The sequence below is a fragment of the Microbacterium meiriae genome (genome assembly GCF_032364335.1).
In the GTDB taxonomy this organism is placed as follows: Bacteria; Actinomycetota; Actinomycetes; order Actinomycetales; family Microbacteriaceae; genus Microbacterium; species Microbacterium meiriae.
Map to the genome: position 1 here is coordinate 1,396,226 of NZ_CP133984.1, position 23,883 is coordinate 1,420,108.

At 71.1% G+C, this 23,883-nt stretch carries 19 protein-coding genes; 8 read left to right on the plus strand and 11 right to left on the minus strand.

The window, feature by feature from the left end; genetic code table 11:
- Positions 1–37 precede the first annotated feature (37 nt).
- Both RI211_RS06620 and RI211_RS06625 read right to left on the minus strand, forming a co-directional pair.
- Complete coding sequence (locus RI211_RS06620) at positions 38–781, minus strand: PspA/IM30 family protein (RefSeq protein ID WP_187663768.1); 744 nt, start codon at positions 779–781, stop codon at positions 38–40.
- Between the two features lie 59 nt (positions 782–840).
- Entirely contained in the window at positions 841–2,871 is a 2,031-nt protein-coding gene (locus tag RI211_RS06625; RefSeq protein ID WP_315637079.1) for a TPM domain-containing protein, read from the minus strand.
- A 122-nt stretch (positions 2,872–2,993) separates the two neighbouring features.
- On the opposite strand from RI211_RS06625, the gene RI211_RS06630 reads away from it, so the two are divergent.
- From RI211_RS06630 to RI211_RS06645, 4 genes are read left to right on the plus strand one after another with little or no spacing between them, the layout of a single operon-like run.
- Positions 2,994–3,833, plus strand: a complete 840-nt coding sequence (locus RI211_RS06630; RefSeq protein WP_187663770.1) for a DUF3097 domain-containing protein — start codon at positions 2,994–2,996, stop codon at positions 3,831–3,833.
- A 41-nt stretch (positions 3,834–3,874) separates the two neighbouring features.
- Positions 3,875–4,600, plus strand: coding sequence for a tRNA (guanosine(46)-N7)-methyltransferase TrmB (trmB, locus tag RI211_RS06635; RefSeq protein ID WP_187663771.1), 726 nt, complete (start codon positions 3,875–3,877; stop codon positions 4,598–4,600).
- Positions 4,597–5,448 (plus strand): CPBP family intramembrane glutamic endopeptidase, encoded by an 852-nt coding sequence (locus RI211_RS06640; RefSeq protein WP_315637078.1) that lies wholly within the window; start codon positions 4,597–4,599, stop codon positions 5,446–5,448. The genes trmB and RI211_RS06640 overlap by 4 nt, the downstream gene beginning before the upstream one ends.
- Before the next feature lie 39 nt (positions 5,449–5,487).
- Positions 5,488–6,564 carry a DNA polymerase IV gene (locus tag RI211_RS06645; protein WP_315637077.1) on the plus strand — a complete coding sequence of 359 codons (1,077 nt, stop codon included), beginning with the start codon at positions 5,488–5,490 and terminating at the stop codon, positions 6,562–6,564.
- A 1-nt stretch (position 6,565) separates the two neighbouring features.
- Here the strand turns inward: RI211_RS06645 and RI211_RS06650 are convergent, their stop codons facing one another.
- From RI211_RS06650 to RI211_RS06660, 3 genes are read right to left on the minus strand one after another with little or no spacing between them, the layout of a single operon-like run.
- Positions 6,566–6,967 carry a RidA family protein gene (locus tag RI211_RS06650; protein WP_315637076.1) on the minus strand — a complete coding sequence of 134 codons (402 nt, stop codon included), beginning with the start codon at positions 6,965–6,967 and terminating at the stop codon, positions 6,566–6,568.
- A gap of 44 nt (positions 6,968–7,011) precedes the next feature.
- Positions 7,012–7,845: a mechanosensitive ion channel family protein gene (locus RI211_RS06655; RefSeq protein ID WP_315637075.1), complete on the minus strand. Its 834-nt coding sequence runs from the start codon at positions 7,843–7,845 to the stop codon at positions 7,012–7,014.
- A 38-nt stretch (positions 7,846–7,883) separates the two neighbouring features.
- The gene (locus tag RI211_RS06660) at positions 7,884–8,270 is read right to left on the minus strand and encodes an SHOCT domain-containing protein (protein ID WP_187663776.1); all 387 of its coding nucleotides are present in this window, start codon (positions 8,268–8,270) and stop codon (positions 7,884–7,886) included.
- Between the two features lie 180 nt (positions 8,271–8,450).
- Between RI211_RS06660 and RI211_RS06665 the strand changes: the two genes are divergently transcribed.
- The 3 genes from RI211_RS06665 to RI211_RS06675 all read left to right on the plus strand — a co-directional run bounded on the left by RI211_RS06665 (position 8,451) and on the right by RI211_RS06675 (position 13,885).
- On the plus strand, positions 8,451–10,121 hold the full coding sequence (locus tag RI211_RS06665; protein WP_315637074.1) for a SulP family inorganic anion transporter: 1,671 nt from the start codon (positions 8,451–8,453) through the stop codon (positions 10,119–10,121).
- Between the two features lie 107 nt (positions 10,122–10,228).
- Positions 10,229–11,209 (plus strand): FUSC family protein, encoded by a 981-nt coding sequence (locus RI211_RS06670; RefSeq protein ID WP_315637073.1) that lies wholly within the window; start codon positions 10,229–10,231, stop codon positions 11,207–11,209.
- A gap of 144 nt (positions 11,210–11,353) precedes the next feature.
- Entirely contained in the window at positions 11,354–13,885 is a 2,532-nt protein-coding gene (locus RI211_RS06675; RefSeq protein ID WP_315714747.1) for a winged helix-turn-helix domain-containing protein, read from the plus strand.
- A gap of 23 nt (positions 13,886–13,908) precedes the next feature.
- On the opposite strand, the gene RI211_RS06680 is transcribed toward RI211_RS06675, so the two are convergent.
- The 5 genes from RI211_RS06680 to RI211_RS06700 all read right to left on the minus strand — a co-directional run bounded on the left by RI211_RS06680 (position 13,909) and on the right by RI211_RS06700 (position 20,750).
- On the minus strand, positions 13,909–16,251 hold the full coding sequence (locus RI211_RS06680; protein WP_268776501.1) for an arylsulfatase: 2,343 nt from the start codon (positions 16,249–16,251) through the stop codon (positions 13,909–13,911).
- A 127-nt stretch (positions 16,252–16,378) separates the two neighbouring features.
- On the minus strand, positions 16,379–17,095 hold the full coding sequence (locus tag RI211_RS06685; protein WP_315637071.1) for a GAP family protein: 717 nt from the start codon (positions 17,093–17,095) through the stop codon (positions 16,379–16,381).
- Between the two features lie 43 nt (positions 17,096–17,138).
- Entirely contained in the window at positions 17,139–17,810 is a 672-nt protein-coding gene (locus tag RI211_RS06690; RefSeq protein ID WP_315637070.1) for a GAP family protein, read from the minus strand.
- Positions 17,811–19,490 (minus strand): SulP family inorganic anion transporter, encoded by a 1,680-nt coding sequence (locus tag RI211_RS06695; protein ID WP_315637069.1) that lies wholly within the window; start codon positions 19,488–19,490, stop codon positions 17,811–17,813.
- A gap of 123 nt (positions 19,491–19,613) precedes the next feature.
- A complete protein-coding gene (locus tag RI211_RS06700) occupies positions 19,614–20,750 on the minus strand; it encodes an AI-2E family transporter (RefSeq protein ID WP_315637068.1) in 1,137 nt (378 codons plus the stop codon).
- Positions 20,751–20,877: 127 nt separating this feature from the next.
- Here RI211_RS06700 and RI211_RS06705 point away from each other — a divergent pair, with 127 nt between their 5' ends.
- Positions 20,878–23,385, plus strand: coding sequence for a winged helix-turn-helix domain-containing protein (locus RI211_RS06705; RefSeq protein ID WP_315647701.1), 2,508 nt, complete (start codon positions 20,878–20,880; stop codon positions 23,383–23,385).
- 13 nt (positions 23,386–23,398) lie between these two features.
- Here RI211_RS06705 and RI211_RS06710 read toward each other — a convergent pair whose 3' ends face one another.
- The gene (locus RI211_RS06710) at positions 23,399–23,824 is read right to left on the minus strand and encodes a DUF6325 family protein (RefSeq protein ID WP_187663785.1); all 426 of its coding nucleotides are present in this window, start codon (positions 23,822–23,824) and stop codon (positions 23,399–23,401) included.
- Positions 23,825–23,883: the final 59 nt, after the last annotated feature.

The following is a 23,883-nucleotide window of genomic DNA, read 5'->3' on the forward strand; positions in this document are numbered from 1 at the left end:
GGATGCCCGGGCGTGCGCCCGGGCATCCGCGACGATGTCAGTTGCCTTCGAGCGCCTGTCGCGGCGCGCTGCCGCCGGCCTTCAGCTCGGCGAGGCGCGCTTCGACCTCGGTGAGCTCCCCGAGGTCCTCGAGGCTCTCGAACTGGGCGTCGAGGCTCGAGGCGGCCAGCTCCGCCTTGCCCTGGGCGAGAGCCTCCTGGCGGCGGACCTTGTCCTCGAACCGTCCCAGCTCGCTGGTGGGGTCGAGCACGTTGATCGAGCTGACCGCGTCCTGCACCTTGGTCTGCGCCTCGGCGACCTTGGCGCGGGCGAGGAGCTCGCTGCGCTTGTTCTTGAGCTCGTTGAGCTTGTCCTTCATGCCGTTCAGGCCGCTCTTGAGCTTGTCGACGATCTCGGTCTGAGCCGCGATCTGCGGCTCGGCGCTCGTCGCCTCCCGCTCGGCGCTGATCTGGCGCTGCAGGGCGATCTTCGCGAGGTTGTCGAACTTGTCGGCGTCAGCGCTGTTGCCCGAGCCGCGCATCTCGTCGGCCTTGCGGCTGGCGGCGAGGGCCTTGTTGCCCCACTCGGTGGCCGCCTGCACGTCTTCCTCGTGGTCGCGCTCCAGCAGCCGCAGGTTGCCGATGGTCTCCGCGATGGCGGACTCGGCGTCGGCGATGCTGTTGGTGTAGTCGCGGACGAGCTGGTCGAGCATCTTCTGCGGGTCTTCCGCAGAGTCCAGGAGGGCGTTGATGTTCGCGCGGACGAGGGTGGAGATCCGTCCGAAGATGGACTGCTTGGTCATGCGTGGTTCCTTTCAGAGGGGCGTCTTCGAGAGCTTGGCGTATGTGTCTGTGCGAGGGATCAGAAGCGTCGACCTCCGGACCGTCCTCGTCCGCCACCGCGGGATCCGCCGCCGCCGAACCCGGAGCTGCGGAAGCCGCCCGAGGAGCGCCAGCCGCTGCTGCGCCGCGAGGAGCCGCCGCCCCCGCCGCCGGCGAGCAGTCCGCCGATGATCCCGCCGAGGATGTCCCCGCCGATGCCGGAGCCGGTGGAGCGGGACCCGGAGCCGCCGAAGACTCCGCCCCAGCCGTCGTCCGCGTAGGCGCCGGGGGAGTACGCGCGCAGGTCGGCCTCCGCCGCGGATGTGGCCTCGCGCGCGAGACCGAGGGCGCGCTGCGCCTCGGCGAGGGCGCGCTCCACCTCGGTCGTGCGCAGGGTGAGCGCCTGGGTGAGGGCGGCGTCCGCCGCAGCGAGCCGGGTGCGGGCGGTGGAACCCACCGTCCCCCGACGCGTTTCGATGAAGTCGCGCGCAGCGCGGATCTCCGACCCGGCCTGGGCGAGCGTCTGCTCGAGGAGCTGCTGTGCGCGACGCGCGCGGTCCACGGCTTCCCGCCCCTGGGCGATCGCGCCGTCGATCTGGGCGTTCGCAGCGGTGAGCGCGTCCAGGGCCCGCTGCGGGTTCCGCGGCGTGCCGAGGAGATCCTGGTGCGCCGCCCGCAACTGCGCGGTGACAGCGTCGGACGCGGCGGCCAGAGCGCCGGTCGGATCGGGGAGCTGCGATGCTGCGGTGACATCGGCCTCCAGCTCCGCCACGAGGGCCTGCGCCTGCGCTTCGATAGCGGACAGCTCGGCGCCGAGGGCGGTGATCGCCTGGACGAGCTGCGCGGCCTGTGCGACCGCCTGTTCGGCGGTGCGGATCGCGAAGGCGGCCTCTCCGCTGCGGCCGGCGGCCAGGGCCTGAGCCGCCGCATCGATCGAGCGATCCGCCAGTGCCGCACGTTCCTGAGCCTGCGCGGGGTTGTCCGCCACAGTGGCCAGCGCGCTCTGGTCGTACGTTCCGGAGAGAGCAGCGAGCGCGGGTGCGGCGGAGGCGAGGAGCGGCATCAGCTGGTCGCGCTCCCGACGCACGCGCTCCAGCTCCTGCGGCGCGTTCTCCTGCAGCTTGCGCAGTTCGTCGAAGGCCTCGGTGTTGTCGTCGAGGATGTCGTCGATCTCGTCCGCCAGCCGGATGATGCGGATGTGCCACGCGCGCCGGTCGTGGACGGAGTCCTCGATCTCGTCGTCGAGCTTCTGTCGGAGGTCGAACGCCTCGGCGATCTTCGCCTTCGCCTCGTCGACCGCGCGGGAGAACTCCGCGGTCGCGCCCTCGCCGTACTGCGCCACGGCGAATCCCAGCTCCTCCCGGCTCGAGGTGATGGCGTCGTCGGCGCGGACGAGCGCGGCGCCGGCCTGCTGCTCCACCTGCGCATCGGTGAGCGTGGAGAACGGATCGGCGGGGTCCGGGGTCTCCGGCATGGCGCCCCGCTCGCGGATGGCCGCGTTGCGGCGCGAGCGACGGACCAGGGCCACGACGAGCCAGATCAGCAGGGCGGCCGCGACCACCCCGACGATGATCAGCGTGACGCGGAGCGCTCCGGCGCCGCCGTCCCCCTGGATCTCGTCCGCGGCCCGTGTGATGGCGCCGACCCAGTCGCCGCTGCCGGCGAGCGGGGCGATGGCGTCCTCGATGGTGGCGAGCTGCCCGTCGCTCAACGGTCCGGAGGAGTCCGCGGAGATGTAGAGGCTGCGGCCCTCGACGGCGATCGCGAGCAGGTACTGTTCGGGGCCGAGCCGGTTGTCGTTCGCGACCTGATCGGCCCAGTCGACGCTGTCGCTCGGGTCGGTGAAGTCGTCGACGAGGACGACGAAGAGGTCGGCGGAGGAGTTGTCGGTGAGCTCCTGCAGGCGCGACTCGACCTGTTCCTCCTCGGCGGGGGAGAGGATGTCGGCCTGATCGGTGACGTACCCGGAGTCGAGCGTGAGCGGATCGGTCGCGGACGCCGCCGAGGCGGACAGCGCACCCGTCGCGACCGCGAGGGCCAGAGCACCCAGCGTCAGCCACCGTTTCGTCATCGTGTTCCCTCCGACCGGCAGCCGAGCCCCATGTGTCGAGTCTATGCACTGGGTACGACACGCGACAGCACTCGCGCGCGTCTCGGCGTTCGCCCTCAGCGGAGGCACATACGCTGGAAGGCATGGACGACAGGTACGGATCGGACGTGCTGGCGGCGGGCTGGCGCGAGCGCGGCGCGAAGCCGGTGCCGCAGGTGCCCGCGGAGGTCGATCTCGTGGTCGAGGTCGCGGCGGACGGGTTCTGCGGCGCCGTGACCAAGGTGCAGGGCGGCACCGTGGAGCTCGAGGACCGGCTCGGGCGGCGGCGCCTGTTCCCCCTCGGCGGCGGCTTCCTCATCGACGGAGCTCCGGTCCGCCTCGCCGCCCCGGCGGCGTCCGCACAGGGACCCCGTCGCACGGCCTCCGGATCTTTCGCGGTGGCGGATCAGCGGGCGCGGACGGCGCTGCCCAGCCGCATCCTCGTCGAGGGGCGGCACGACGCCGAGCTCGTCGAGAAGGTGTGGGGCGCCGACCTGCGCGTCGAGGGCGTCGTCGTCGAGTACCTGCAGGGCGTGGATCTGCTCGACGAGCTCCTCGCCGCTGAGCCCCCGAGTGCGCGACGGCGGTACGGAGTCCTCGTCGACCACCTCGTGCCGGGGTCGAAGGAGTCCCGCATCGCCGAGGCGGTCGCCCGCGGCCCGCACGGCCGGCACGTCCGCATCGTGGGCCACCCGTTCGTGGACGTCTGGCAGTGCGTCACCCCTCGGGCACTCGGCATCGCGGCATGGCCCGAGATCCCGCGCGGCGTCGACTGGAAGACCGGCATCTGCCGCGCGTTCGGCTGGCCGCACGAGACCCAGGCCGACACGGCGAGGGCCTGGCAGCACATCCTGTCGAAGGTCACGACCTACCGCGACCTCGAGCCCGCGCTCCTCGGGCGGGTGGAGGAGTTGATCGACTTCGTCACCGCGCCCGCGGGGTGACCGCGTCCGGCCGCGGGACCGCCGGCGACTACCCTGGATCCATGCCCGAACCGCGTACCTTCCGCGACGAACCGGTGTCCTTCGTGCGTCGGAGCGGCCGGATGTCCGAGGCGCAGGAGCGCGCCTTCACCGATCTCGCCCCGCACTATCTGCTGGATGTCCCGCGCGCGGTGGCATGGACCTCCGTGCACCCCGAGGCGCGGCTGGACGTCGCCGCCGAGTACGGCCGGGAGGCCGATCTCTTCGTCGAGATCGGGTCCGGCCAGGGGCATGCCATCGTCGCCGCCGCGTCGAGCCGTCCGCACGACGACTTCCTCGCGGTGGAGGTCTTCCGTGCGGGGCTCGCCCGGACCATGCTCGACGCCGACCGCGCGGGTGCACAGAACCTCCGCGTCGTGGAGGCCAATGCGCCGGAGGTGCTCTCCTCGTACCTGCCGGAGGCAGCGGCGGCCGAGGTGTGGATCTTCTTCCCCGATCCCTGGCACAAGAAGCGCCACACGAAGCGTCGCCTGGTGCGCCCGGGATTCGGGGACACGGCCGCCAGGGCGCTGCGCGACGGCGGCCTCCTCCGGCTCGCGACCGACTGGGAGGACTACGCACTGCAGATGCGGGAGGTGCTCGACGCCGAGCCTCTGTTCGAGCGGGCCTTCGAGGGCGACTGGGCCGAGCGGTTCGACGGCCGCGTCATGACCGCGTTCGAGCGGAAGGGCCGTGCGAAGGGCCGCGACATCCGCGATCTCGTGTACCGCCGACGGGATCGTGCATGACGGAGGCCTCTCCGAGTGCGCCCGTGGGAGTGCGCCTCGTCCCCGCGGCGCTGGTGTGCGCGGCCGCCCCGGCCTTCTTCGTCGTGGCGCTGCCCTGGCTCGGCTGGCTGCTGCTGGCGCTGGGCGTCGGTGCCGCCCTGCTCGTGGAGCGCCGCGGCGAGCCGCTGACCGGGGCCGACGGATCCCGGCGGCCCTCGCTCACCCGTGACCTCTCGCTGATCGCGCTCGGCATGCTCATCGTGAGCGTCATCCCGCTCGCGGCGGAGCTCGACAACCTGGCCATGCTGCGCTTCACCCTCGCGCTCGGCGGTGCGGTGCTCGTGCCGTATCTGCTCTCGCGGTTCGTCTTCCGCGACCGGGCGATCCGGTTCCCCTGGCGGACCGGGCAGCGCTGGGGACTGCTCCACTGGGGCTGGCTCGTCGCGGTGCTGGTGCTCGGCTGGCTGATCCTGCCCTTCTACTTCATCACCAGCGGCGTCTATCAGAACTGGCCCGTGGTGGACACGCCCGATCTCATCGCGCGCCTGTTCGTCGGCGTCGGCGCGGTCGGTATCTGGGATGAGCTGTTCTTCATCTGCACCGTCTTCGCGCTGCTGCGTCGCCATTTCCCCGATGCGCTGGCGAACGTGCTGCAGGCCGTCGTCTTCGTCTCCTTCCTCTGGGAGCTCGGCTACCGGGAGTGGGGGCCGCTGCTGACCATCCCGTTCGCGCTGCTGCAGGGGTTCATCTTCCTCCGCACCCATTCGCTGGCCTACGTCGTCACGGTGCACCTCCTCTTCGATGCGGTGGTCTTCGCCGTCCTCGTCCACGCCCACAACCCCGGGCTCCTGCCGATCTTCCTGGTCTGACGGGGTGACTTCGCGGTCGTCAGCGGTCACACTCGATGCATGACCGAGTGGGTGCTGCACGTCGACATGGATCAGTTCATCGCGGCAGTCGAGGTGCGGCGCCGTCCGGAGCTGGCCGGCCGTCCGGTCATCGTCGGGGGACGCGGTGATCCGACCGAGCGGGCCGTCGTCTCGACGGCGTCGTACGAGGCCCGCGCGTTCGGCATCGGGTCGGGCATGCCCCTGAAGATCGCGGCGCGGAAGGCGCCGGAGGACGCGGTGTTCCTGCCCGTCGATCACGCGGAGTACGAGCGGGCATCGGACGAGGTGATGGCCGCGCTGCGTGCACTGCCGGACGTGGTGCTCGAGGTGGTGGGATCGGACGAGTGCTTCCTCGGAGTCGCGACCGATGATCCGGAGGGCGTCGCGCGGGCCGCCCAGCGGGCGGTGGAGGAGGCCACCGGCCTGCACTGCTCGGTGGGCATCGGCGACAACAAGGTGCGGGCGAAGATCGCGACCGAGTTCCGCAAACCGCGGGGGGTCTTCCGGCTGACCGCCGACAACTGGTTCGCGGTGATGGGCGACCGGCCGACGCGTGACCTGTGGGGCGTGGGACCGAAGGTGCAGAAGCGGCTGGCGACCCACGGTATCGCGACGGTGCGCGAGCTGGCGGCCGCGGACGAGGAGACGCTGGTCGCGGAGTTCGGTCCGAAGATGGGGCGGTGGTATCTGGGTCTGGGCTCGGGGCTGGGGCCACGGATCGTCGACGACACCCCGTGGGTGGCCCGGAGCCACAGTCGGGAGACCACATATCAGCAGAATCTGACGACGCCTGAGGCGGTGCAGGACGCGCTGCGGGAGCTCGCGGGGCACGCGTTCGACGACTGCGCCGCCGAGGGGCGCCCGGTCACGCGGGTGCACCTCAAGGTGCGGTATGCGCCGTTCGAGACGAAGACCTTCGGCCGGAAGCTCCCGGCCCCCACGACGGAACGAGAGGACGTGGTCGCGATGGCACTCGCTCTCGGCGAGACCCTCGACCCCGACCGGGAAGTGCGGCTGCTCGGTGTCCGTGCCGAGATGACCATGCCCGACGAGCCGGACGGCGCGGAACGCACCCCCGTGCGCGGTCGCATCTGACTCAGTCGCGGACCATCGCGGCGATCGCGCTCACCTCGATGAGCGCTCCGGGCACGCCGAGGCCCGCCACCCGGGCGGCGGTCACCAGGGGCGGGGCGCCCTCTCTGGCGAGCGTGGCGGCCACGGCGCCGTACGCCGCGCGCAGATCTGCCTCCTGATCGATGAGGATGGTCCAGCTCACGACGTCGTCGAGCGTCGCCCCCGCGGACTCCAGTGCGACTCGGGCGTTGTCGAGAGCGCGAAGGGACTGCGCGGCCACGTCGGGGGAGACGACGGCACCGGAGGCATCGACGCCGTTCTGCCCTCCGATGTAGACGGTGGTCGCCCCGGGCGGGACGACAGCGGCGTGACTGAAGGCAGGGCTGCGGACGAGGCCGTCCGGTTGCAGGAAGGTGATGTCCATGCGCAGATCATGCCCGAGGGCACCGACATCGCGCACCCCTGGTCTCACACGGGGTCGGACGGGACGAGCGGTGGTGGGGCCGGGACGCTGGTCACCGTGCCGGTCGTGCCGAGGCCGCCGAGGGCATCGAAGACCGCGATCACGACCGCGGCACTCACCACGGCACCGTGCAGCGGGTGGTGCCAGAACTGCAGCCGCGCGGTCAGCCGGTCTGCGCTCACGCTGACCACGAGTGCCCGCACGCCCTCGTGCCGGTGCACGCCCTCCGCCGTCCGGGCCGCGTCGACGAGCGGCGCGAGCAGATCATCGATCCCGGTCGTCCCGTCCCGCCGGACCCGCACCTCCACCTCGCTGCGCCGGGCGCCATGGGTGGAGTCGTTGACGACGGGATCCGAGAGCAGGCGCGCATTGGGGATGTGGAGGGTGCGCCCGTCGACGGTGTGCAGGATCACCGCGCGGGCGTTGAGCTCGGTCACGGTCCCGGCGATGACCGAATCCAGGGCCTCCACCACGATCTCGTCGCCGATGCGGACCGTCTGCCGTGCCTGCAGCAGCACACCGGCCGCGAAGTTGTCGGCGACGCCGCGGAGGACGAGGATCGCCACGATGCCGAGGATGACGACGATCGCGAGCAGAGGCTGGACGTTGGCGCCGAGCATCGCGAGCGCGATGCCGAAGCCCAGCAGGAGGATGGCGTAGCCGACGAACTGCGCGATCGCCGTCCCGACGGCGGCGGAGATCCCGGGGGCACGCCGGAGCAGGGCTGTGGTGCCCCGGCGTGCGAACCGCGAGATGATCCAGGTCGCGAGGGTGACGAGCAGGGCGAGCAGCAGCTGCCACCAGTCGATGTCGGTGGGCAGCAGATCCTGCAGGTCCATGCCGCGGGCTCCTCGCGATGGTGGGGGTCGGCCGCGGCCTACTGCAGCGCCTTCGCCTTGATGAGGGAGTACTCGTCCGGCGTGATGGTGCCGGCGTCGAGGAGTGCCTTGGCCTTAGCGATCTCCTCGCTCGGACTGCTGCCGGCGACCTGCTGGATGTAGGCGTTCGCGGCCTCCTGCGCCCGACGCGCCTCGGCGCTGCTGCGTTCGGCCATGCCGTTGCCGCGGGCGATGAGGTAGACGAGGGCGGTGAGGAACGGCACGAAGATCAGGAAGAGGATCCACACGGCCTTCCACCAGCCGCTCAGCTTGTGGTCGCGGAACAGGTCTCCGATGATCGCGAACAGAGCGAAGAGGTACGCGGTGAAGGCGAAGATCCACAGGAACCACCAGATGATGTCCCAGAACGATGCCCAAAATCCCATGACTGCTCCTTTCTCGGTGCCGCCGTCGCCGGGGCACGCTCGGAACATACCGGCGGCCGTGATCCTCCGCACCGGTTCCGTGGGGAGTTCACCCGGGTGACTCGGGTCCGCGACGCGTCCTCGGCCGGACGCCGCCGGAGCGTCGGCAGTACGCTTCCCTCGACGGCGGAGGGAGCCCCGATGAGCGCAGTGCGCAGACCGTCCTGGCTGCTGAGCACTCTGGACGGCTACCAGCGCGGGTGGATCGTGCGGGACGTCCTCGCCGGCCTCTCCGCGGGTGCGGTGGTGGTGCCGCAGGCCATGGCCTACGCGACGATCGCCGACCTCCCGGTGCAGGTCGGCCTCTACACGTGCATCGTGCCGATGCTCGTCTACGCTCTTCTGGGCGGCAGCAGGGCGATGAGTGTCTCGACGACCTCGACCATCGCCACCCTCACCGCGACGACGCTGGTCTCGGCGGGCGTCGCTGCGGGGTCGGACGACGCTCTCGGCGCGCTCATGATGCTCACCCTCCTGGTGGGGGCGGTGCTGCTGCTGGCGCGGGCGTGCCGCCTGGGCTCGCTCGTCGAGAACATCAGCGGAGCCACCGTGCTCGGACTGAAGATCGGGGTCGGGGCGACGGTGGCCGTGGGCCAGCTGCCGAAACTCCTCGGGGAGTCGTTCGACTTCTCCGGCCACGGCTTCCTCCGGTCCCTGGTCGCCGTGGGAGGGGCGTTCGACAGCGTCAACGTCCCCACACTGCTCCTCTCGACCGGATCCATCGCCACCCTCCTGCTCCTCAAGCGCTTCGCTCCGCGGGTGCCGGGCACCCTCGTCGTCGTCGCGGCCGGCATGCTGCTCGTCGGGGTCGGCGGGATCGATGAACTCGGGGTCGACCTCATCGCCCCGGTGGCCGGTGGTCTGCCCGTTCCGGGCATCCCTGACCTGTCCGAGGCCGCGGCCCTCGTGCCGGGAGCACTCGCCATCGCCGTCATGGCCTTCCTCGAGTCCGCTGCCGTCGCGCGCAGCCTGCGCCAGGCTACGGAGCCGCAGATCGACAGCGACCAGGAGCTCTTCGCGACCGGGGCGGCGAACACCGTCGGCGCATTCTTCGCGGCCATGCCCGCAGCAGGCGGATTCTCGCAGAGCGCGGTCAACCAGGGAGCCGGCGCCCGCTCCCAGCTGGCGACGCTGACGACGGTCGCGCTGGCCGTCCTGGTCGCGCTCTTCCTCGCTCCTGTGCTCAGCCTGCTGCCGGAGGCGACGCTGGCCGCCATGGTCTTCACGGCGGTGGCCGGACTCATCAACATCCCCGAGCTCGTGCGGTGGGCGCGCATCAGCAGAGTGGACTTCTGGGTCGCGACCGCGGTCGCGGCGATCGGCCTCACGGCGGGACTCCTTCCTGCGGTGGCCGTCGGGGTCGTGGTGACCCTCGTCCTCGTCTTGCGGGAGCTCAACATCCCCCGGGTCCGGGTCGTGGGGCGGAGGGGGAGTGCTCTCGGTCTGGAACCGGAACGGGGGCTGTACACCGCGAACGCGCTCGCCAACCAGCGGCTCATCGTCCAGACGGTCGCGGCTCAGGCCGAGCCGGTGCGGACGCTCGTGCTCGGGCTGCCGCAGCAGGTGGTGATGTCCATCACCGTGCTCGACACCCTGGAGGCGCTCGACCGGGAGCTGGCTCAACTCGGCGTGCAGCTCCACCTCGCGGCTCTGCCGGAGGAGGCGGCCGTCGTCGCGGCGCGGACCCCCTGGTACGCCGGGCTGGTGGAGGCGGGGCGCGTGCACCCTGCCGTCGATGTCGGGCTCCGGGCCGCGGCGGATCGGGAGGAGCGCGGGGGCGTTCACCCGGGTGAAGTGCCCGACGAGCGGTGACGCGCGGTCATCGCCTGCCTAGGCTGACGGCACGAGGGATCCGTGGGGCGATCGATACCGGGGGAGAGCATGCCCGACCGCAGGCGGAACCGGAGAGCGAGACGGTGATGGCGGCGCGCGGGGGACTGACGTGGCGGTGGTCGCGGTTCGGTCTCGGCGTCCTGTACGCCGTGCCTCCGATCGCGGTCGCACCGTTCGACCCCGCTCTCGCGCTGGCGCTGAGCATCGGGGTCCTGCCCGCGGCCGTCATCGGACTGCCCCCGCGGCGGCGGGCCCGCTCGGCGATCCCGGTGCTGGGGGCGCTGGTGGCGCTGGGGCTCCTGCTCGGCGCCACCCTCTCCCTCGTACCGATCTTCGCCGTGCTCGCCCTGGCCGTGCTGGCGGTGCTGGCCAGCATGCTCGCCGCGCGGGAGCGCGCCGGACAGCTCGCTCTGACCCTTGTCCTGCCCATGGTCGGGATCGGTCTGAGCTTCCCCCTGTCTTCGACGACGCTCCTTCTGGCCGGCGCGATCGTCACGGGTTCGATCTACGCGTGGCTCATCGCGCTTCTGTGGCCGGAGCACGGGGCGGGTGCGCGGGCCCCGGCGGCCATGCCCAAGGGGCGAGCCCTGCTGATCTACGGGATTCTCCTGGGCGCCGCCGCGGGGACGGCGGCCGCCATCGGCTTCGCGACCGGGGTCGAGCACGTGGGCTGGGCGACGGGCGCCGTGCTGCTCGTGATGCGTCCCGTGCGCGGGCAGCTCGTCCTCCGCAGCGTCGGTCGGGCGGCGTCGGTGCTCATCGGAGCGCTGGCGGCCGCCGGTTTCGCGTTGCTGTCTCCGAGTGGTGCGGTGATCGGCCTCGCGATCGGCGTCGTGCTGGGGTGTCTCGGCGCGGTCCAGGAGAGCCGGTGGTATGTCGCCCCCGCCTTCACGACCTTCCTCGTCCTCACCCTGCTGCTGTCGACATCGGCCGAGTCGCCGACCGCGCGCTTCCTGGAGCGGACCCTCGAGACGTTCCTGGGCGTGGCCCTCGCGCTGTTCTTCGGGGCGCTGGTGCCGGCGTTGTTGGCGATCCGACGGCCGGTGCGCGCCGGCGTCACCGAGTGAGCCCGGTCCGCGATACCTCTTGCGGGACCGCTCCCACCTTGCAATAGACTGCCCGCGAGGGGGAGCAAGATCGAAATCGGGGGGTTTCGAGTGCTGCACAATGTACGGAGGGCGGGAACGGACGAGAGTCCCCTACCCGCTGCGGTGAAGGGCGAGGTTCGTCGCGAGCGCCTGCTCTCGCGATTGACGGCCGCGATGGACGGGCCGTGGACGCTCACGCTCGTGAGCGCGCCGGCAGGATCAGGGAAGACCAGGCTGCTGTTGCAGTGGGCGCAGGATCTCCGCGCCGATGCGGAGATCGCGCTCGTGTGGGTGGCGCTGGAGCGCGGGGAGGCGGACCTGCCGCTCGTGCGTGCGGCCCTCGAGCGGATCGACGATCCCGGCTTGCAGGACGCGCTGTCCCAGGTGTCCTCCCTGCGGTCCGCGGCCACGGCGCGGGCGCTCGCCCGGGCCCTCAGCGAGGCGAGGGGGCGCATCGTCATCGTCGTCGACGACGTGCACCGTGTGGAGGACGAGGAGACCGCGCAGCTGATCTCGACGTTCGTGCAGAACGCCCCGGGCAACGTACACGTGGTGCTCTCCGGACGAGGGACGAGAGCCATCCCTCTGGCGCGTCGACGCATCGCGGGGGTGGCGCTCGAACTGGACGCCCGCGCGCTCGCGTTCGACCCGACCGAGGTCAGGGCGTTCTTCCGCACGCGGGGTATCCGGCTCTCCCAGGGGGAGATCAGCTCCGTGCTCTCCCGAACCGAGGGATGGGCGACCGGCCTGCAGCTCATGATGCTCGACGCCGCGGGGGCGCAGACCGTGCTCTCCCGTCCGCTCCGCGGAGACGCCCCCGGAGTCGCGGACTACTTCGTCGAGGAGGTCCTCGGCGACCTGGACGGCGAGCTCCGGTCTTTCCTGGAGGCGACGGCGGTCGTGGAGACCTTCACCGCCGAACTCGCCGCAGTGCTCTCGGAAGCCGGGGCCGTGACGGCCCTGATCGACCGGCTGCTCCGCCTCACCGTTCTCGCGGGACCAGACGCCGCGGACCCGCCCCGCTACCACTATCCGCCACTGCTGCGGGAGTTCCTCCTCGGCCGGCTGCGGGAAGGCGGCCCCGACCGAGAGGAGCAGCTCCACCGTCGGGCGGCGGACTGGTTCGCCGCGCGACAGGAGCCTCTCCTCGCGTTGCGGCACGCGGTCCGCGGTGGGGAGACGGCCTGCACGACCGGCGTCCTGCGGCGCTGTGGGATGCAGCTCGTGCTGGACGGCCGCGCGGACGCGGTGCGGCAGGTGATGGCGGAGCTGCCGGCTGCCCTGCGATCGGTGCCGACGGTGCGGATGCTGATCGCCGCGGCGGAGTTGTCCTGCGGGGACCCGTCAGCCGCCGTGATCGTGCCGTCCGTCGACGCGGGGGAGTCCGACGTCGACCGTCGGTGGCGGCACGGGATCGAACTCCACACCGCGTTGCGCCGGGGCGGGATCGCCGAGGCGCTCGACGGGGCGGGCGCCGCCCTCCGCGGCCTCAGCGGAGAGGAGCAGCTCGACACCTACGCCCTCCTGGAGGCCGCGACGGCGGAGCTCTACATCGGACGGCTGGATCAGGCGGAGGCGACCGCGCGACTCGCGGGGGATCTCGCGCGGGCGATCGGGGCGCGCGCGGCGGAGCTGCAGGCCGAAGCTGTCCTCGCCACCGGCGTGCTGTTCCGCGGGAGGCTCCGCGACGCCATCGTCGCGGGAACCGCTCTCGAGCGCCGCTGGCACGAGTTCGACGAGCCGGACAATCCCTTCTTCGAGGTGACGCGGGTCTGGCGTTTCTGGGCACCCTACGAGGGCATGCAGACCGTCGACGAGGCGCAGACCCTGCACACGGCGGCGCGGGTGATCGCCGACGGTGGAGAGACCGCGATCGCGCGGGGCCTGCAGGGGATGCGCGGGCTGCTCGAGGCGGACCGGTCCGCGGATCCCCGCGAGGCGGCCGTGCGGCTCCTGGACACCCTGACCCCCCGTGATGATCTGCCGCTTCCGCCGCACTGGTACGCCGTGATGGGGCCCTTCGCCGTCCATGCCTTCGACCGGCTCGGGGAGCCGACGCTCCGTGACCGTTTCATCACCGACATGGAGGACGCGCTCGGCGATACGGGGGATGTGCTCGTGCTCCGCGCGATCGCCGCCGTGCACGACCGCCGGGACGGCATCGCCCGGGGTGCGCTGGCGTCGGTGCTGGAGGGGGCGACCCCGTGTCTGCTTCCTGCTTCGATGATCGACGCGTGGCTGGTGGAAGCCGAGCTCGACGTGCACGACGGGGAGCCGGATCGGGCGCAGTTGGCGCTCGCGACCGCCCTCGCCCTCGCGGAGCCGGAGGACCATGTGCGCCGCATCGCAGAAGCGGGACCCGTCGTGTCGCGGCTGCTCGCGGCCCGGGCGACGGCCGGGGCGCGCACGCACTTCGCCGATCGGGTGCGAGAGCGGCTCGCCGCCGCCGGGGTCCTCGTCGAGGAGGAGCTGACGCAGCGCGAGCGCATCGTGCTGAGCGCCTTGAGCCGCAACGCCACGCTGCGCCAGATCGCACAGCAGGAGTACATCTCGCCGAACACGGTGAAGACGCACGTGCGCAACATCTATCGCAAGCTGGGCGTCTCGGACCGCGACGGGGTGACGGCGGCCGCCCAGGCCCTCGGACTGCTCTGAGGACCGGGGCGGCCGCCCGGCCGTCAGTCGCGGGCCATGGCGGCCGCCAGGTGCGCCTCCAGGTCGAGATAGGCGTCGTCGGCGATGTCGAACACGACCTGGGCGATGCTCCCGCCGCGGAAGTCGAATCCGTATCCGTACAGGGACGACACCGGGTCGGCGCTGTCCCGTCCGATCGTCAGGCCCTCCCCGCAGAGCGAGAAGTGACCGAGGACCGTGCGGATCTGCTTCTCGTCGACCTTCTCCTCGTCGATGTAGAGCCGCGCGGGCCCGACGCCCTCCCGGTACTCGCCCATGCCCTCCTTGACGAAATCGACCCCGATGATGTGCTTCCCGGAAGTGGGGGCGGGGCCGGAGATGCGGTCCTCCGGCGGGATCCCGAGGAAGTTGTAGACGTAATGGATCTGACCGTCCTTGACCACCAGAGCGTGGCCGCCGAACCGGGAGCCGTGCGCGAAGATGACGCCTTCGGTGTCGGGCGTGAACTCGACCTCCGCCGCGATCTTGAAGGAGACGCCGTGGGTGTTCGCCGCCGACCGCTCCGGCACCTCGCTGGTCCCCGGATAGTAGACGAACCGGCCGGAGGGCGGCGCGGGCTGATGGAACTCCATCGCCACGAAGGTCTCGAAGTCCTTCGGGTTTCCGATGATCTGGAGGTCGTTCAGCGGGAGCACCGCGTTGGCCTTCGCCTCTTCCATCCAGAGCGCCTTGAGCTCCTCGAGCTTGTCCGGGTGCTCCGCGGCGAGGTTGACGGCCTCGGCGCGGTCGACGTCGGTGTGGTACAGCTCCCATTCGTCCTCGTCGAAGTGCCCCGTGCCGCTGATCGGGCCGTGGACGGTGACGGCCTTCCAGCCGTGGTGCCAGATGCCGCGCTGCCCGAACATCTCGTAGTACTGCGTCTCCTTCTCCGTGGGTGCCTCCGGCGCCGCGTCGAACGAGTACGCCATCGAGACGCCGGACAACGGCGTCTGCTCGATGCCGTTGTACACCTCTGGGAACTCGACGCCGCAGGCCTCGAGGATCGTCGGCACGATGTCGGTGGAGTGGTGGTACTGATGACGGACCTCTCCACGCGCGCTGATGCCGGCCGGCCAGTGGATCACCAACGGATCGCAGACGCCGCCCTGGTATGTATAGCGCTTGAACATCTTGTAGGGCGTCGAGAAGGCGGCGGCCCAGCCCGTCGGGTAGTGGTTGTAGGTGTCGGGGGAGCCGAGCTTGTCGACCATGCGCAGGTTCTCGGCCTCGTCGTCCGGGTACCCGCCGAAGATCTTGCCCTCGTTGACCGAGCCGTTCGGGCTGCCCTCTCCGGAGGCGCCGTTGTCGGCGCAGTAGATGATGAGGGTGTTGTCCAGCTGTCCCGACTCCTCGAGGTAGTCGACGATACGGCCGACCTGGGCATCGGTGTACTCGCTGAATCCGGCGTAGACCTCGGCCATGCGCGAGAACATCGCCTTCTCCTCGGCGTCCAGGGAGTCCCACGGGCGTACCTCGTCGGCGGCCGAGAACGAGCCTTCCGGCATCGGGTTGAGCGGGGTGAGCTCGGTGCCCTCCGGGACGATGCCCTTCTCGATCATCCGGGCCAGCACCCACTCGCGGTACGCCTCGTAGCCGTCGTCGAACATGCCCTTGTACTTGTCGATGTACTCCTGCGGGGCGTGGTGCGGGGCGTGGTTCGCGCCGGGGCAGAACCAGAGGTACCAGGGCTTGTCCGGCTCCGTCTGCTTGACGTCGCGGATCATCGACAGCGCCTGATCGGCGAGGTCCTTCGAGAGGTGGTAGCCGTCTTCGGGGAGGGCGGGCTGGTCGATGTAGTGGTTGTCCTCGGCGAGGGAGGGGTACCAGTTGTTGGTCTCACCGCCGATGAAGCCGTAGAAGCGGTCGTAGCCCTGCGCCAGCGGCCAGTGCTTCTTGGAGGCGCCGGCCGTCCACTCGTCGATCGGGACGTTGTGATTCTTGCCCACCCAGAACGTCGACCAGCCGGCATCGCGCAGGACGTGGGCCATGGTCGTGTTCGAGTCGGGGATGTGGGAGTTGTATCCGGGGAACCCCGTGGACGACTCCGAGATCGTCGCGAAGCCGTTCAGGTGGTGGTTGCGCCCGGTGAGGAACGTCGAGCGGGTCGGCGAGCAGAGCGCCGTCGTGTGCCACTGGGAGTAGGTCAGACCGTTCTGCGCCAGGCGATCCATGGTCGGCATGTTGATGCGTCCGCCGTACGGGGACCACGCCGCCATGCCGGTGTCGTCGTACAGGACGACGAGGACGTTGGGTGCTCCCTCTCGTGGCTTCGCCGGGAGGAAGGCCTCCCAGTCGGCCTCCGAATCGCGGACGTCGAGTTCGATCCTGCCCTGGAAGTCACGGGCCATGTCCATCTCCTTCATCTCTGCCGAACCGCCTTTCCCCGCACAGTACTGCCGTCACTCTTCCGGGTCACGCGTCCCAGGACGCGTTCATCCGGGTGATCTCCGGCTCGCGCGCGAACGCGCCATCGAGTCAGGCCAGGGCGGTGAGCGCCTTGTCCAGCTGGAGCACCCCGATCACGAGAAGCATGGCCGCGTTGAGGATGTGCGTGTTACCGGCGACCCAGGCGCGCAGGCGTTCCAGCGCGGGGGAGGCGGCCGCTCCGCGCACGACGACGAACAGCACAGGGAGGGCGATCGGAAGGGTGCCCAGCACGGCGAACACCAGGGTCACCGCGACAGTCGCGGCGGGGCCGACCGCGGCCACGGAGATGTCGAGTGCGGCGATGACGGCACACGAGGCATCGACGGGGTTGAGCACGAACAGGGCGAGGCCGAGCAGGAAGGTGCGCCCTGGCCGGAAGGATTCCACGGAATGCAGCCACCCCGGAAGCTGGGGCGAGGCGGCGACGACCTCTCGTGGCGAGGTGGCGCCGGCCATCGCTGCGATGCGCGCCCGTCCCTTTCGGTACACCCAGACCGCAGCGCCGGTGAGGAAGAGGCCCAGAAGCAGGCGTACCAGGGGTACCCAGAGCGGGGGCTCGAACTGCTCGTGGCCGACCGCGCTGCGGAACACCCAGAGGAACACGATCAGCAGACCGCTCAACCCCAGAAGCCAGCCGAGCAGGTAGGCGATGCCGTTCCTGCGGGCGTGCCGGGAGACCAGAACCGCCACAAGTGCCATGATCGCGAGCGGGCTGAGCACGACCCCGAGGACCACCGGGAGCAACGAGACGATGAGCTCTCCCATCCGCCCTTCCCTCCCGCGCCTCACCTGCAGCCGGACGCTGTGCTCAGAAGCTGCCGATGCCCTTGCCGATCATGGACACGCCGATGACGAGCAGCAGCACGGCCATGATGACCGCGTTCTCGGCGGCGAGCCAACCGCGCAGGGCGTCGAGCGGCGCGCGAAGTCGTGCGGCGGCGACGAGGTAGCCGATGACGGGAACGAGGACCGTCGATGCCCCGATCAGGGTGAAGACGGCGATCACGAGGATCGTGGAGCCCGCGTCCAGCGACGCGCTGCCGATGTCGACGCCGGCACCGGCCGCCAGGAGGAGGTTCTTGGGGTTCACCGCCGACAGCAGGAGCCCGAGACCGAGGGCGGTGCCGAACGACATCGTGTCGATCGCCTTCATCCATGACGGCAGGGCCGCGGACTGCCCCGCTTTCGGGCGTTTGCGCCACTGACCGACGGACAGGGCCAGCAGCAGGAGGCCGAGGATGAGCTGGATGACGCCGCGGATCGGCCGGGAGGCGTCGGGATCCTCCTCCGGAAGCACGGCGGAGAGCAGGGTGAAGACGGTGACCGCGGCGACGATGCCCACGATCCATCCCAGGAGGAACCCGATGCTCGTGACCCGCGCCTTCGGGGACAGGAGCATGAGGATCGCGGCGATGATCGGCACGGGGCTGATCGCGACACCCACGGCGAGGGGGAGGATCTCCCCGATGACGGCACCCATTCAGCTGCCCTTCCTGTTCGGAGCCGGCGAGGCGGCATCGGTCGGCGAGAGGTCGGTGATCGCCGCGCGGTTGGTCGCGTAGACGGTCTCCCGGTCGAGGAGGCCCAGGGTGCGGAGGCGGCGGAGAGTGTTCGGACGGACGCGGCTGAAGGCCAGCGAGATCGACTGGGTGTCGAGCCACTCCCGGAGCGCCTGGAAGGCCTCGGCTCCGGTGACGTCGACGTCCGTGACGGCTTCCATGTCGATCACGACATGCTGGACGGCGGAGGGGCCCGCGGTGCGGACCGCGTCCTTCACGGCCGCGGAGAACACAGCGCCGTTCGCGAAGAACAGCGGGGCCGCGAGCCGGACGACGATGACCCCCGGTGCGGTGGTCGTGCCGGCGGGAGCATCCTCCAACAGGGATTCCCCGGGGTCGCCCGAGGTCTCCAGCACGTCGATCGCCGGATGGGAGGCGCGTTGCGCGAGATTGATGAGGGCGAGCACGAAGGCCACGACGATTCCCGCGATCGACCCGACGAACAGTGTCACGAGGAAGCAGACGGCACCGATGACGAACTCGAACCGATCCAGCCGCCACAGCCGGATGAAGTCGCGGATGCCGAGGAGCGGGATGATCGCCACGCCGACGATGGCGCCGATCGCCGGGGACGGAATGTCGGCGAGGAGCGCGGTGCCGAAGAGCAGCAGCAGGAGCGTCCCGACCGCGAGCACGAGCGCGGGGAGCTGCGTGCGCGAGCCCGCCTGGTCCATCGCGGCGGTGCGCGAGGTCGAGGACCCGACCGCGAAGCTGCCCTGAGCGCCGGCCGCGACGTTCGCGACGCCGAACGCCAGCAGATCGCGGTTGGCGTGGAACGGGTAGCGGTGCTTCTCGGAGTACGAGCGCGACACGAGCAGGCCCTCCGCCGTGGTCACGAGGGTCAGGGCGATCGCGGAGGGGATGAGGGCGAGCCACAGCGACCAGTCGATGACCGGCCAGGTGAGCGCGGGAGGGCCTGCGGGGACCTCGCCGAGCACATCCACGCCCCGTCCGTCGAGGCCGGTGAGGACGACCACGACGGTCGTCGCGACGAGCACGATCAGCGCCCAGGGGACGGCGCGGAGGTAGCGCTGTCCGACGAGCAGCAGCGCGACGGAGACGGCGGCAAGGAGCACGGACCAGCCGTTGAGCGAGGGGAGACCGGTGACCAGCGCGACGACCTTGTCCACGAACTCCGCACCGGAGTCGATCTTCACGCCGAGCATCTTCGCGATCTGGCTGACCATGATGTCCAGCGCCAGGCCTCCGACGAAGCCGACGAGGATCGGCTTGGACAGGAAATTCGCCAGGAACCCGAGCTTGAAGACGGCGAGCAGCAGGAACATCCCGCCGCAGAGGATCGCCTGGGCGAGGGCGAGGGTGGCGTAGTCGGCGCTCCCGGCGACCGCGAGCCCGCCGATGGAGGAGGCCACCAGCGCGGCGGCGGCGGCATCGGGGGAGGCGACCAGCTGACGCGACGACACCACGAGCGCATAGACGACGGTCGGGATGATCAGCGCGTACAGTCCGGCGGTGGCGGGGAGCCCCGCGATCTGCGCGTATCCGATGTTGAGGGGGATGGCGATCGCCAGAAGGGTGACTCCCGCGGTGAGCTCGGTCGCGAGGTTGCGTCGGGTCAGGCCCGCGAGCGGACGCGGCATCCGGTCTCCCTTCCCGCCCGATGGATGGTTCCGGCTTCAATATGGCATCGACGGCAGCCGACGACCAGAGGGCCGGAGAGCCTCGCCCTGGTGATTTCGGATGAAAGAGTTGCCCGCGCCGCGTCAGCGTCGTCGGAATCGGCGTCGGGTGGGCACCGCGGAGGGCTCAGGGGTCGGAGCCGGCGCCGGGAGGGCGGTGCGGTCGCCGCTCACCCAGCGCACCCACGTGGAGCCGGGGTCGCCCTCCAGGACGAGGGCGCGCACGAGCAGGGTGAGCGGGATGGAGAGGATGGCGCCGAGCGGCCCGATCACGAAGGTCCAGAAGATCACGGAGAAGAAGCTCAGCGTGAGGCTCAGGTCGACGGCGTCGCTGACGAACTTGGGCTGGACGAGCACCTGGAGCACGACGTTGACCACGCAGTACACGGCGATGACGCCGAGCAGCAGCGGCCAGCCGCCCACCACGAAGGCGAGGATCGCGGGCGGGATGAGTCCCAGCACGAAGCCGATGTTCGGGATGAAGTTCGTCACGAAAGCGAGGATCGCCCAGACGACCGGGGCGGGAACGCCCATCCACCAGAGCGCGAGGCCGTCGACGATCGCCACGACGGCGCCGAACGCGGCATTGACGACGTAGTACCGGCGGACCCCCGTCTGCAGGCGGGCGATGCGCTGCAGCGCCGGGCCGTGCGTGGCGCCGAAGAGAGCAGGTGCCGTCCGGTAGCGAGCGGCGTCCGCCGCGAGGAAGATGATGTAGGCGCAGACGAAGAACAGGGCGGTGGCGACTCCGAGCACCGCGCTGCCCAGGCTCCCCGCCACACCGAGCAGGGTCTCGGGGTCGAGGACCGAGGCTGCGGCATCCGCCGCCTCCTGATCGAGTCCGAGGGACTGCAACCAGGCGACGATCTGATCGGCGGCGTGCACCAGCCCGTCCTGAGACGCGAGGTCGCCGACCAGACGGGCGAACTGGGTGCCGGCGAGCCGCAGCAGCGCAGCCATCGCGAGCAGGATCACGTAGGCGAGCACGATCACGGCGGTCGTCCCCACCCAGGCGGGCCGACCGGGGCGCTGGAACGGACGGCGGATCGGTTCGCAGATCACCACGATGACGATCGCGAGGGCCAAGGGACCGAAGACCTCACGCGCCAGCGAGACGCCGGCGAGGACGATCGCGCTCGCCGCCAGGATCAGCAAGGTCCGCAAGGCGGGCGAGGACGCGCGGTCTGCCGCGGGGCCGGAAGGAGTCGGGAGCGAGGTCACGCGGCCAGCGTAGTCCCCGGCACTTTCATCCGGGTGATTGCGGGCCCACCCCCTGGAAGGGCGCTCGGGCCCGTGGTTTCGTGTTGCCATGCCGCCTCCCGTACGTTCCACGAGGCCGGGACCGGCGATGCGTTTCCGGCCGCCCGCCCCGCCCATCGGCGTCCTGCCGCGGGAACGCGTGACCGCAGCGATCACGGCGGCCGTGGAGGCCGATGGGGTGACGGTTCTCAGCGCGCCCAGCGGCTACGGCAAGACGACGGCGGTCATGGCCTGGGCGGTGGCGCGCGACGACGTCGCCTGGCTCACGCTGAGCGCCTCGGACGACGATCCCGCGCTGCTGACGTCCGGGGTGGTGAATGCGCTGGCGCTCGCCGCCGAGCGCACGGGGCGCGCGTTCGCCGCCCGCCGCGATATCGAGGATCCGGTGCGCGCCTACCGGCAGATCTGCGCGGCGCTTCAGGACGCCGAGCATCCGATGCACCTCATCGTGGACGACGCGCACCGTGCCGGCGAGTCCTGGCGGGAGGGACTTCTCGGCCTCCTCGCCGATCAGCCTCCGGACGGACTTCACCTCGTCCTCGTCGGGACCACGTTGATCGAGGTCACCCTGTCCCGCCATCGACTCATGCATCCCGGATCGTTCGTCGGCGTGGAGACGCTCCGGTTCTCGACGGACGAGATCCGTCGTCTGCTGCGGTCGGTGCCCCGAGGTCTCGATGCGACCGCCGTGCGAGAGGAGACCGGCGGGTGGCCCATAGCGGTCCGGCTCGTCCTCGTGGGAGGTGCGCTGCCGTCGACGGCCGCGTCCACGGCCGCGTCGTTCCTCGGCGAGTACGTCCGCGAGCACGTGCTGGACGCGTTGCCGCCCGCGCTCGCCGACTTCGTGCTCGACGGCACCGCCTGCGCGGAACTCACCCCGGAGACCGCCGCACTCGTGACGGCGAGGGAGGACGCCGCCGACCTCCTGGAGAGCTGCGTCCGACTCGGCCTCTTCCTGGACCGGTTCGACGGCCCGAACGGCCCGACGTACCGGTGGCACCCCGCGTTCGCGCGTCGGTGCGCCGACCTCGCGCGGACGGATGCCGCCCGTTTCGCCACCGTGCACCGCCGGGCCGCACGTGCTCTGGAGCACACGGATCCGATCGCCGCCGTGACGCACGCGCGGCGCGCCGGGGATCGCGCCGGTGCCAGGGCCATCCTCCTCCGGCACTGGTTGGGCCTCGTGGTCGGCTCCTCGGCCGGCGACGTGGAGCGGACGGCGACGACTCTCCTGCGCGACAACCCGGACGATCCGCACCTGCTGCTCGTGCGAGCCGGGGCCAGCGATGTCCTCGGGGACCATCGTGTCGCCCGGGAGCTGTGCCGACGGGCCGAGGCCCTCCTCGACCGCACGCCGGGGGAGGCCGCCCCTGCCGTCCTCCTCATCGTCCGCCTGCTGCTCGCGGAGTCGTCCGTCGAGGTGGCGGTGTCCGGTCCCGAGATCCGCGCGCTGCTCGATGCCGAGGACGACAGGATGTACGGCGGTCGGGTGGCGCTCAACCATCTGCTGGGGTGGACCGCGCTGCGCAGTCGCGAATCGCCGGACCTCGCGATCGAGTACTTCTCTGCGGCGGCGCGCGAGGCGCAGGAAGCGGGCGACCGGGAGCTCACGTCCCGCGCCGTCGGGCATCTCGCCTACGGCCTCGCCACCTCCGGCCGGCTCACGGAGGCCGCGACCGTGCTCGCCGAGGCCGAGAGCACCCGCGAGACTCTTCTTCCGCGGAACACCTTCGCGCGCGGCAGCGCCATGGCCGCCGCGGGGTGGGTCGCGTACTGGTCCGGCGAGGCGGAGGAGGCGGTCCGGATCTTCGACGCGGCACGGGAGGAAGCCGCATCCGGCCGCGACCTCGCCGGGCATGCACGCATGATGGGCGCCTATTCGGCCGCGCTCACAGGAGACCCCGCGATATGTCGTCGGGCGGCCATCGGCGTGCAGGAACTCCCCATCGACGTCGTGCAGGGGGTGGCGTGGCCGGCGTTCCGAGAGTCGTCGGTGGCCCTGCTCGAAGAGGCGGTGGGGCGGAGGGAGCGCGCACTGCGCATCGCGAACAAGTACGCGAGCGGTACCGACCTCCCGCTCGTGGGCGTCGCCCTGTCCGGAATCCTGCGTCGCGCCGAGGATCACGCTGCGGCGCTGGAGATGCTGCGATCGTTGCGGGGCGCCTCCGAGCTGTCGTACGTCAAGGCCGCCACCTTGATCACCGCGGCTGCGCTGCGGAGGGCGACCGGCCACCAGGAGGACGCGCATGACCTGTGCGAGGCCGCACTCGCCGTCGCGTCGGCGGAGAACCTCGTCGTGCTCTTCGGTCCGCGGGAGGTCGCGGTGCGCCGGCTGCTGCAGGCGCATGTGCATCACGGCACGCAGTTCGAGGAGTTCATCGAGAGATGCCTCGCCGTCGACGCGGTCGGATCCGTGACCGATCGGCTGTCGGAGCGGGAACGCGACGTCTTCCACCAGATGCAGACGGCGCGCACGCTGCCGGAGATCGCGCAGGAACTCTCCGTGTCGGTCAACACGGTGAAGACGCATCAACGCGCGATATACCGCAAGCTCGGGGTGTCGTCCCGGCGGGAGGCCGTCCACGCCATGGTGTGAGCGGTGAGCCGTCTCACGACGCTGCGCCCAGGGTCGCCGCCAGGGCGGCGTTCGCGACCGCGGAGGGGATCGCCTGCGTCGCCAGGATCCGATCGCCGCCGTCCTCGACCTCGCGGACGAACCGGACGTCCCAGCACTGTTCGACGAGGATCACGGCGGCGACCGAGCCGACCGGGACCCAGGGGAGGAAGTGTCCGACGTCTTCGACGCAGATGAGTCCGGGCGCATACAGGCGGAGACCGGCGAGCGCGAAGTCGTCGCCGTCGATCTCCGTGATGCGGTGTGCGTCGGCGTCCCGCCGCACCACGAGGAAGTCCAGCACGCGCAGGGTGCCTGCTTCGACCTGCCGCAGGAGTGGCTCGAGAACCGGTGGTCCCGGGTGCTCGCGGCGGAGCTCGATCACGACGAACGCGACGTCGCCCAGCACCCGGCTTCTCATGACCGCCCTCGATCCTCCATCGCTCCGTCCTCGATGGTGACAGCCGCGCGAGAGCCCGA